Genomic DNA, 10,630 nt, shown 5'->3' with positions numbered 1-10,630 from the left:
CAGTACAGCGCCGGAGCGGATATCGCATGGGAGGCATGGTACCGTAAGCGCATGCCGCAGGTGCGACTGCGGCGGGTCGCCGTGCCGGAATATCCGCTGGAGCGAGTCTCCTGCTGGTACCTGGAAGAAGCGCATGCCAGCCTGTTCCGGCGTCCGAGGGCTGCCGCCCAACATGCGGAAGGCGAGGTTGAGCCGCCGAAGCAGCGACGTACCGATCGACTGCGACGGGGAGCGCGGGATTCAGGCAGTTCCGCCGTGGCCGAGATGACCGAAGCAGCGGGAAGGCAGACGGAGGCCTCGTTATCCGCGTCAGCGTCAATCGAATCGATTACCGAAGGGGGCTCACTCCGCCCGAAATCCTCTGAGGCAAAGGACGCCTGGGAACGAGGAACAGGCACGGAGGTGCGGTTGATTGGGCGTGCCAGCGGCGTGTACAGCGAGCGGGAGCAGGAGGTGGCGACTGTTTGGGGCAGCGAGCTGGGGCTGGAGGAAATTGCGGTGGATGAGAACTATTATGAGCTGGGCGGCGATTCGATCAGCGGAATACGAATAGCGAATCGGTTGAATGAGCGTCTGCAGGCGGAGACAAGCCTGACGGAGCTGATGCAGCATCCGACGGTGGCCGAGCTGGCGGCCTTCCTTGAGGCCAAGCCGGCAGAAGGGGCCGAGTTCTGGATGATTAAGCCAGCTCCGTGGCAGGAGGACTATCCATTGTCGTCTGCCCAGATGCGAATGATTCTGCATGGTCGGCAGGCTGGGGCGACCGCTTACAATTTACCGAGTGTACTGGTCATGGAAGGGGAGGTGGATGCCCCACGTGTGCAGCTCGCCTTGCAAGAAGTAGTGCAGCGACATGAAGCGCTGCGAACCTCCTTTCATCTGGCTCGCGGCAGGTATATTCAGCGGATGCATGAATCTGCCATTTTGGATCTTGTCTGTATCGATTCGCCAGAGCCTGTATTTAACGACCGCTATCTGGAACAGTTCATTCGTCCTTTTCGGCTGGATGAAGCCCCTCTGCTGCGGGCGATGCTGATTCGATTTCCGGAATCGCGCTATGCTCTTATGCTTGATGTGCATCATATGATTGCCGACCGGGCTTCCATGATTATTATTGCGAAGGAGTTTGCAGACCTCTACGAAGGCAGAGAGCTTGAGCCTATTCCTGTACACTACAAGGATTTTGCCGTATGGCAGCAGCAGATCATGACATCTGAGGCTATGCGCATACAGGAGGACTACTGGCTTCATGTATTCGGGCACTCACTTCCAGTAACGGAGCTGCCCACCGATTATGAGAAGAGCAATGTGACCAGTTGGGAAGGCAGGCTGGAATATTACAAATTCGAGGAAGAGTTCAATGGACGAATCTCAGCTTTTTGTACTGCTGCGGGGGTGACGAAAAATATGCTCTTGTTTGCAGCCTACAATATACTGCTTATGGACTGGACAGGCAGAGACGATATTTCCATCGGCACCAGTATACTCGGTCGGAACCTGCGGGAACTGGAGGGAGTAGTCGGGATGTTCATCAATACGTTAGCCATTCGTACCTTCCCTTCTGGGGAGAAAACCTTTCGGCAATTTTTGCAGGAAGCAAGGCAAGCTTTATTGCAGGGATATGCCCATCAGGACTATCCATTCGAACGATTGAACCAGCAGCTTGCGCAACGCTTTCATGATCAGATGCGGCCGCTTTTTAGCAGTATGTTTATCATGCAGAATCAGGACTATCCCGAATTGCAGATGAAAGACATTAAGGCGACACCTTATTACATTGCAGCCAATACCCGCTTTGATTTGCAGCTGGATGTAATAGAGTCGTCAGACGGTGCTTTGAGTCTATGCTTTACCTACTGTCCTGAGCTGTTTCGTCAAGCAACGATTAATGTGCTGATCCAGAAATTGAAATCCATGCTATCGCAAGCCATGGCCAAGCCGGATGAGAGGCTGGATGCATTACGGATTTCTTCGAACAACTAACGAATAGGCTATGCATGTAATTCATGGTCACAGAGGAGTTTGAAGCTGAATGTGCGGAATATGCGGTTATATGGACTTCAAGGGAGAAGGTAGAGCCGAGCCCCACTGGATCGAGCGCATGAACGGTGTGCTGCGTCACCGTGGGCCGGACGATACGGGATATTTGATCGCGCCTGACCTTGTGCTTGGTTTCACAAGATTGAGTATTATCGATCCGGCTGGTGGAGCACAGCCGATTCATAATGAAGACGGGTCGCTTACGCTCATATGCAATGGTGAAATTTTTAATTATCGCGAGCTTCGTGCTGATTTGGAGGCTCGCGGACACCGATTTGCGACCTGCTGCGACATTGAAGTCATTTTGCACTTATATGAGGAGTATGGTACCCAATTAATGGATCGGCTGAACGGACAGTTTGCGTTCGCTCTATATAACCACACTACAAGGCAGCTTTTGTGTGTACGTGATCATGTGGGCATTGCTCCGTTTTATTACACGATTACCGGAGGCATGTTCGTCTTTGCTTCAGAGATCAAAGCTCTCTTGGAGCATCCTGATATAACGGCGCGTATCGACTTGAAGGGGCTGGACCAGATTATGCACTTTCCTGGCCTGGTCAGTCCAAGGACACTCTTTCAAGGAATCCACAGCCTGGAGGCAGGACACTATTTGCTCGTGGATCAAGAAGACGGAGTGAGAGACTGCGAATACTGGGACCTGATCTATCCGCAGGGCGGTGAGTCCTATGAGTCTGTGAATGAGCATGATTATATCGAGGAGCTGGACGATTTGCTGACCCGTTCAGTGCAGCGACGCTTGCAGGCGGATGTACCGGTGGGCTTTTACTTAAGTGGGGGCTTGGATTCGTCTCTCATTGCTGCCAAAATCCAGAGTCTGGATCCCTCGGGCCGACGCCACTCCTTCTCCGTGAATATTACCGACCCGACCATCTCCGAAGCCAAGTATCAGCGGATGATGGTAGAGCGTCTTCACTCCAACCATCATGAAATACCGATCGGACAGGAGGAAATAGCCAGCAAGCTGTTCCAGGCAGTCTACCATGCGGAATGTGCGCTCAAGGAAACGTATAACACGGCTTCCTTGAGCCTGTCAGAGGCTGCACACCGTTTTGATGTCAAGGTAGTGTTGACAGGCGAAGGAGCTGATGAGCTCTTTGGCGGCTATGTAGGCTACCGATTTGACCAGATGCGAGCAGAGCAGGTGAATGCACGCCGGATTGAGCATCCGGCTGAGCTGGAGATCCGGCGCCGACTATGGGGCGATGAGGATTTTGTGTATGAGAAATATCATCATGAATACGCACGTGTGGTCCGTGGACTGTATTCCGAGCAGGTAAACGAGGTCTATGACCACATATCCTGCCTGAATGAGCCGATTGTGAAGCAGGAACGGCTGCACGGACTGGATGTGTTTCATAAAAGGTCATATCTGGATTTCAAGCTTCGAATGAGCGATCACCTTTTGTCTGATCATGGTGATCGCATGGCTCTGGCGCATTCGGTAGAAGCTCGCTATCCATTCCTGGATATGTCCGTTATCAATTTTGCCCGCCGTATCCCCATCTCCATGAAGCTGAAGCGTTACAAGGAGAAGTATATCCTGAAGAAGCTGGCAGAGCCAATGCTTCCACAGCAGATTGTTCAGCGTCCCAAGTTCGCATTTGTGGCACCTGGCAGCACAGCCTTGTTGGCTAGAGAGCGAGAGTTCTTGGGGGATATTCTCTCATATGATACGGTGCGGCGTCAGGGCTGTTTTAGTCCGGAGGCTGTTGAGCAATTGAAAAGGCAATATACGCAGGAAGGGTTCAGGCTGAATCTTCCATATGACAACGACATGCTGATTATCGTCATTACGATGGGGCTGTTAATGCAGCAGTATAACCTGAAGCTGTAGATTGTCCATGAAGAGGGGGAGGTGATGGTCTGAGCAGAACCATCGGGATTGTGGGAGGAGTCGGGCCTCATGCAGGGATTGATCTGGCAAGCAAGCTGCTGGATCAGACCGCAGCAAGCAAAGATCAGGAGCACTTGCCGTTGATGCTGTTCTCGCTTCCAGGCCAAGTGGCTGACAGGACAGGCTTCCTGCTGCATGGAAGCGGTGTAAACCCGGCTTACGGCTTGTATGACATTTTGCGAAAAATGGAGCAGGTGGGTGTCGATATCGCTGGCATTGCTTGTAACACGGCGCATGCTCCGTCTATCTTCTGCAAGCTGATGAATTTGTTGGAGCAAGGAGGCTGTCGGGTGCGGCTTCTTCATATGGTGGAAGAGGTTGCCGCTTTTGTGAGACTGAGGCTGCCTGCGGTGTACAGGGTGGGGGTATTGTCTACAGTCGCCGCAGCCCAATCTGGTATGTATACTACAGCCTTGCGTGCGCGAGGACTTGAGACGATTATGCCCTCATCGTCCTGCCGTTCGCGGATTGATCATGCCATATATGATTTGTCTATTGGACTGAAGGCCTGTCCGCGACCTCCGACTATGGCAGCTGTGCAGAATGTGCAGGCGGGTGTGAATGAATTAATTGGTCGTCAGGCAGAGGCTCTGATTCTGGGATGTACGGAATTGCCACTGGCTTTGCCTGCTTTGCGGCTGCAGGGCAGACCAGTAATAGACTCATCGCTGGTGCTGGCAAGGGCTCTCGTTCGTGAAGCCGCGCCAGATAAGCTGGTGCAGATGCCTGACTTGAATTGGACAAGTAGGGGGATCGGAACGAATGGACAATACGATACAGTATGAGCTTGCTAGAGCGTTTGCAGCCTTTCCTGAGCGGAAGGCAATTGAATGCGGGCAGCAGACGCTCAGCTATAAGGAGCTGGATGCGGAATCCGACCGCATATGTGAACTACTACATGCACATGGTGCAGCGCAGTATGACCATATCGGGATATTGATGCAGGATCGCTGTGCAAGCATTGCAGCAGTAATCGGCATCTTGAAATTAGGCGGCGTCTTCGTACCACTGGATCCATTGCACCCGGATGAGCGCCTGGTCACCATGCTGGATACGGCGGAGGTATCCTGCCTGTTGTGTGATGATGCACAATTTGAGCGGGCTGAGACACTGCAAGGTCATGAAGGGAAATATTTCGTGCTGCGGGCTCGACAAGCCATGTCAGTGCAAGCAGGAAGCAAGGAAGCATACAGCCATTCGGCAAATGCAACGGACCCGATTTATATATACTTCACGTCCGGTTCTACGGGTAAGCCCAAAGCGGTTGTCGGTAAAAATGAGAGCTTGCTGCATTTTATGAACTGGGAGGCTTCATGGCTGGATTTGACGGATCCGATGCGAGTTAGCCAACTGACCTCCATTGGATTTGATGCCGTGCTGCGAGACATTTTTGTACCTATTTGTGCAGGAGGAACCATCTGTATTCCAGAGAGCAGGGAGATTATTCTGGACCCGTTACGTCTTGTGCACTGGCTTGAGCACTCGCGGGTCCATGTTGTGCATTGTACCCCCAGCCTGTTCCGTTTTATCAATCACTTGTCGCTTACGGCAGACAGCTATCCGGATTTGCGCTACGTACTGCTGGCAGGCGAGACAATTCGGCCTGAAAGCTTGAAGAACTGGTACGATAACCTGGGAAATCGCGTGCGGCTTGTTAATTTGTATGGTCCTACGGAGACAACGATGATCAAGCTATTCTATCCCATCAAGCCTGAAGATGTTCATCGGGAATCCATACCGATTGGGCGACCGCTGCCAGACACTAGTGTATATTTGCTGGACGAGCAGCAGCAGCCTGTATCCGGCAGTGAGGCCGGAGAGATATGTATTGCGACAAGGTATATGACCCATGGTTACTTTCCTTCCAGTCATCCTGACCAGACAGCGTTCATTCCTGATCCCTGCCGAGATCAATCGGGCGAAATAATGATGTACAGAACGGGGGATATGGGGCGTTGGCTGCCTGAAGGGGAGCTTGCGTTATTGGGTCGGAAGGACAATCAGGTCAAAATACGCGGCAATCGCGTTGAGCTTGGCGACATCGAGCACAGACTGACCAATATGGCGGGAATCCGGGAAGCCGTCGTCCGAATGCGAGCGAAGGCGGACACGCCTAAGGGTATGGCGCAACAGCACTGTGCAGCCTGCGGGCTGCCTTCGACGTATCCGGGCATAAGCTTCGACGATATGGGAAAGTGCAGTGTGTGCACTGGGCAAGAGCAATACCGCTCAGCGGCAGAACAATATTTTCAGGGTATGGAGCAGTTGCAGAGCAAGCTGCAACCAGTAGAGAAAGAGAACCAACCTTCCTATGACTGCTTGCTCCTGTATAGCGGCGGCAAAGACAGCACTTATGCTTTATACAGGCTGGTTGAGATGGGAGCGCGTGTGCTGGCTTACACATTTGATAACGGTTACATTTCATCTGCTGCCTTCCGGAATATAGATTCAGTCGTGAAGGAACTGGGCGTGGATCATATTGTTGGTACCTTTGATGGCATGCTGGATATTTTTAAAGAAGGGCTAAAGCAGGAATGCAGCGTCTGTAACGGCTGCTTCAAAGCCATGCGAATATTGAGCACACGTGTGGCCGCTGAGCGCGGGATACCATACATTGTGACAGGCTTGTCCAGAGGACAAATATATGATGTCAGATTATATGATATTTTGCAGCAGGGATACCGAACGACAGCGGAAATTGAACTAAAAATACAGGAGCAGCGTGTACTATACCACGGTAAAAAGGATTATGTGGCAGAAGCCTTCGAGCGAGATGAGCTAATCAACCGAAGCATGCTGGATCAAGTCGAACTGGTGGACTTCTACCGCTACTGTGATGTCAGCAAGCAGGACATTTTATCTTTTTTGCAGAGCAAAAGCGAGTGTTGGAGCAATCCCGAGGATACCGGATTTTGCTCTAGCAATTGTCTCATCAATGATGCAGGAATTTATGTGCAACGTACACAGCTAGGATATGACAACTATGCTTTCCCAAATAGCTGGGAGGTCCGTACAGGGCACATAACACTGGAGCAATCCAGAAATGAGCTGGAAAGTCCGGTGAATGAGGAACGGGTTCATGTGATTCTAAAAGAACTCGGGTATGACGTACAGCTACAAGTGGAAGAGGCTCAGGAACCCCTCCTGATAGCCTATTATCTAGCAGATAAGATGATCGACGATGAGCAATTGAGTGTCTACCTGCGCCGTTTTTTGCCGGATTATATGATTCCTGCCCGATTCATTCGGCTTGATAAGATGCCGCTAACGCCCAATGGAAAGCTGGACTATAACGCGCTGCCTTCTCCATTTGAGCAGGATACCACTGCCAGAATCTACAAGGCACCAAACAGTTCAACCGAGCTCAAGCTGCTGGACATATGGACCCATATTCTCGGCATTAAACGGATTAGTGCAGACGATCATTTCTTGCAAATTGGCGTGCATTCCCTGAATATTATGACACTGATTGCACAGGTATATGAGAATTTCCAGGTAGAACTCCCTCTTGAGCAAGTGTTCGAGCACGATACTCTTGAAGAGATAGCAGCTTATATAGACGAGCAGGACAGCCAGTATGGAGTGAGGATCGAGCCTGCTGCCAAGCAAGCTTACTATCCTCTCACAGCAGCACAGATGCGTGTATTTATGGATGAACAGCTTGTGAATACAGGTTCCGGATACCATATCACAACAGCCTTTATGATATATGGACCGATTGACGTAACGCGGCTGGAGCGCGCCTGTGGGCAACTGATTGAGAGGCATGAAGCGTTGCGAACTTCGTTTGACATTGTAGATGGGGATCCTGTGCAGAGAATCCATGAGCATTGTGACTTCCATTTAGAGATCGTGCATCTGCAAGGACAGCAGCTTCATACTGCCGTAAATGGTTGCATACGACCGTTTCAATTGGAGCGGGCGCCGCTAATCCGGAGTATTCTTATTCCACTTGCAGAAGAACAGCACCTGCTTGTGCTGGATATGCATCACATCGTGGCTGATGGGAAATCTGTGTTCCTGCTGCAGCGGGATTTGGCTGCGTTGTATGAGGGCCGTGAATTACACGATCTCCCCGTTCAATATGTAGACTTTGCACAATGGCAGACTAGTGCCCCAGTCGTGGAGGATCTACGCAGACAAGAGCAATTCTGGCAAAGTATGTTTGCCGATTATCGTCCGTTGCCCGGCATTCCGACCGATCATACTCCTGAAGCAAATGAACGAAGCTTCGCAGGAGGACATATCACGTGGGAGCCTGATCCGGTGCTCAGCCGCCGACTGTATGCTGTTGCTGCTGAGCAGCAAACGACGCTGTTCATGGTACTGCTCGCGGCCTTTCATGTGCTCTATGCGAAGTATTCCGCGAGAGAAGAGGTCACGGTCGGTACTCCGGTGGAGGGCAGGAGACGGGCCGAGGTGCGTCAGGTGGTGGGGATGTTTGTGAATGCACTGGCAATTCGCAGCTATCCGGAAGGAGATAAGCCGTTTAGCTCATTTTTGCAGGAAATTCGAGGTACAATGCTACAGGCTTATGAGCATCAAGATTATCCGCTGGAGCGTCTGGCCAAGCAGTTGGACCTGCACCATTCAAGAGACCACCTGATGTTTGATACCGTTTTTTCCATGTTAAATTATGAGGATTTTGCGGTTCGTTCAGATGACCTGCAATTCGAATATGCAGAGCTTCCTACCTTGTCAGAGATCTATAATCTCAGGGTGGAAATTGTTGAATCTCCAGAGCGCCTGCGCGGCACCTTCAAATATGGACAAGAGCTGTATGAAGCACGCACTGTAAGCCAGCTTGCTCAAGATTATGAGCGCATTTTGGCAGCTGTAGCAGAATCTCCTAATATCAAGCTAAAGGACATTGAAATCCGTACGCCGCAGTATGATGAGATCCCAAAAGTTTTTGCTGACATTGGGTTCAACTTCTAAGTAGTGCGGGGTAGAGAGGAGAGCCCGCTGTGATTCAACAGGAGAGAGGGTTATGACATGAAAATGGTCAACATCTTGCCGATGGGAACACCCCTGATTACCAGCTATCCGACGCATGCGAATATACTTGCATGCATCAACGATAACGAGCATGTAATGCAATGGTTCTTTAATCATTACGTCCAACTCATGGGAGGCAAGGATTTAACACATGGCTGTTTTATTGATTTTTGCGCGCCTTTGGCTTGGAAGACCTGCCCTGGTCTGGAGTATCAGGTGATTTCACGCCAATGGCTGGACATTTGGGGGAAATCCATCGTCGAATTCATGCTGAATTGCATCCAGACAGGATGGTATGTTTTCATGCATCTGGACCAGTTTTACATTCCAGGCTCCAAAGCTTATGGGCAGTTTCACGTCGTGCATGACACGTTTGTGTTTGGCTATGATCGCTGGCGTAACCGATTTCATACGGCTGATTTTTATCAGGACTCGATATATGGACATTCTACCGTTGACTTTCGACAGATGGAGCAGTCGTTTCGAGCTAAAGCACAGGGGCCGATTAGTGATCAGTTGCAGGGAATCATTCTCGTCAAGCCGAAGGAGCAACCGTATTACCGCTTTGACATTCAAGTGCTGTGCAAGTATATGGAGGCGTACCTTCAATCCAACCTGCATGGCAAAAGCTATACGGACGGCTACCGCAACGATATTGGGGATAGCCGCGATCTATGGGTATATGGCCTGCAGGTATATGACCTGCTATATGAGAACATGGAGCGGTATGGCGAGAATCGTGCGGAGCTAACTCCTTATGAGGTATTAAAGGATCATAAACGAATGATGCTGGAGCGCATCCGATTTCTAAGCAAGCAGAATCTGTTGGCACGGGGGACAATCTTCGAGGCTCAATGCAATAAGCTATATGAGCAATCACTGCTGTTGCGTAATTTGGCCATCAAACATTCAATAGTAAGAAGCAGATCAACACTTGGCAAAATGATTGACATTCTTATGGAGCTCCGCACCAAGGAAGAGGTCATTTGGATGGATATACTGTCATGCCTTGCGGAGACAAGAAGCAATGAAGCAAGCTTGGAGAATCGTAAGCTGACGTTACAATAACGCAATCTATTGCATTTAAGTGCTGAGTACAGTATTGCGTAAGCATACCGCACTGTTTGCTGTGTAACCTTAGATATCTTAAGTTTCATGGACTGGAGGGGAATATGCGAGTGGACCAGTTAAAGCGTTATATTCTGGAGCAAGTAGCGTCTCGAGAATTGACAGTGATTTCAGCCGCAGCAATGCTGGAGGAGCTGAGGACAGCACAGGCGAAGCCACTAGCGTCGGAGGCGCGGCAGACACAGGCTGCGCGGGCGAAGGATATCGCGATTATCGGGATGGCCGTGCGCTTTCCCGGGGCCTCCAGCCTGCCCGAGTATTGGGACCGGATCGCGGCGGGCGAGGATCAGACCGGTCTGCCGGGGGCGGAGCGACGCCGTGTCATGGCTCCCGTCTATGAGCGTCTGTTCGGCGTGGCCGAGATTCCCGAGGACGCTTGCGAGCCGGGCGGTTATCTGGAGGAGGTAGACCGGTTCGATCCGGCTTTCTTCGGCATCTCCTTCAAGGAGGCCCTCCTGATGAGTCCGCTGCAAAAGATCATGCTGGAGACCGTATACCGGGCTACCGAGCATGCCGGGCTCACGCTGGGGCGACTGGCAGACACCG

Annotated in this window: 6 protein-coding genes; all 6 read left to right on the top strand. The window is 51.2% G+C overall.

Annotation, left to right across the window (positions count from 1 at the left end):
* A partial coding sequence (locus D328_RS0128045) for a condensation domain-containing protein (RefSeq protein WP_018888332.1) occupies window positions 1–1,983 on the top strand: 1,983 nt, incomplete at its 5' end.
* A 49-nt stretch (window positions 1,984–2,032) separates the two neighbouring features.
* Window positions 2,033–3,898: an asparagine synthase (glutamine-hydrolyzing) gene (gene asnB, locus D328_RS0128040; RefSeq protein ID WP_018888331.1), complete on the top strand. Its 1,866-nt coding sequence runs from the start codon at window positions 2,033–2,035 to the stop codon at window positions 3,896–3,898.
* A gap of 29 nt (window positions 3,899–3,927) precedes the next feature.
* Window positions 3,928–4,743 (top strand): aspartate/glutamate racemase family protein, encoded by an 816-nt coding sequence (locus tag D328_RS29930; RefSeq protein ID WP_081625365.1) that lies wholly within the window; start codon window positions 3,928–3,930, stop codon window positions 4,741–4,743.
* The gene (locus D328_RS30520) at window positions 4,721–8,896 is read left to right on the top strand and encodes a non-ribosomal peptide synthetase (RefSeq protein WP_018888329.1); all 4,176 of its coding nucleotides are present in this window, start codon (window positions 4,721–4,723) and stop codon (window positions 8,894–8,896) included. Before D328_RS29930 ends, D328_RS30520 begins: the two co-directional genes overlap by 23 nt.
* Window positions 8,897–8,953: 57 nt before the next feature.
* Window positions 8,954–10,024 carry a hypothetical protein gene (locus D328_RS29920; RefSeq protein ID WP_018888328.1) on the top strand — a complete coding sequence of 357 codons (1,071 nt, stop codon included), beginning with the start codon at window positions 8,954–8,956 and terminating at the stop codon, window positions 10,022–10,024.
* Window positions 10,025–10,080: 56 nt separating this feature from the next.
* Window positions 10,081–10,630, top strand: a 550-nt coding sequence (locus D328_RS29915) for a beta-ketoacyl synthase N-terminal-like domain-containing protein (RefSeq protein WP_267879794.1), incomplete at its 3' end; no start/stop codon positions are given.

The organism is Paenibacillus massiliensis 2301065 = DSM 16942 (genome assembly GCF_000377505.1).
In the GTDB taxonomy this organism is placed as follows: domain Bacteria; phylum Bacillota; class Bacilli; order Paenibacillales; family Paenibacillaceae; genus Paenibacillus; species Paenibacillus massiliensis.
Note: the sequence above shows the minus strand (reverse complement) of the source record. Positions and strands in the feature narration are given on the sequence as shown.

Bases quoted from the DNA above. Each gene is read 5' to 3' on its own strand.
- asnB (WP_018888331.1), top strand. From the start codon at position 2,033: ATGTGCGGAATATGCGGTTATATGGACTTCAAGGGAGAAGGTAGAGCC.
- D328_RS30520 (WP_018888329.1), top strand. From the start codon at position 4,721: ATGGACAATACGATACAGTATGAGCTTGCTAGAGCGTTTGCAGCCTTT.
- D328_RS29920 (WP_018888328.1), top strand. From the start codon at position 8,954: ATGAAAATGGTCAACATCTTGCCGATGGGAACACCCCTGATTACCAGC.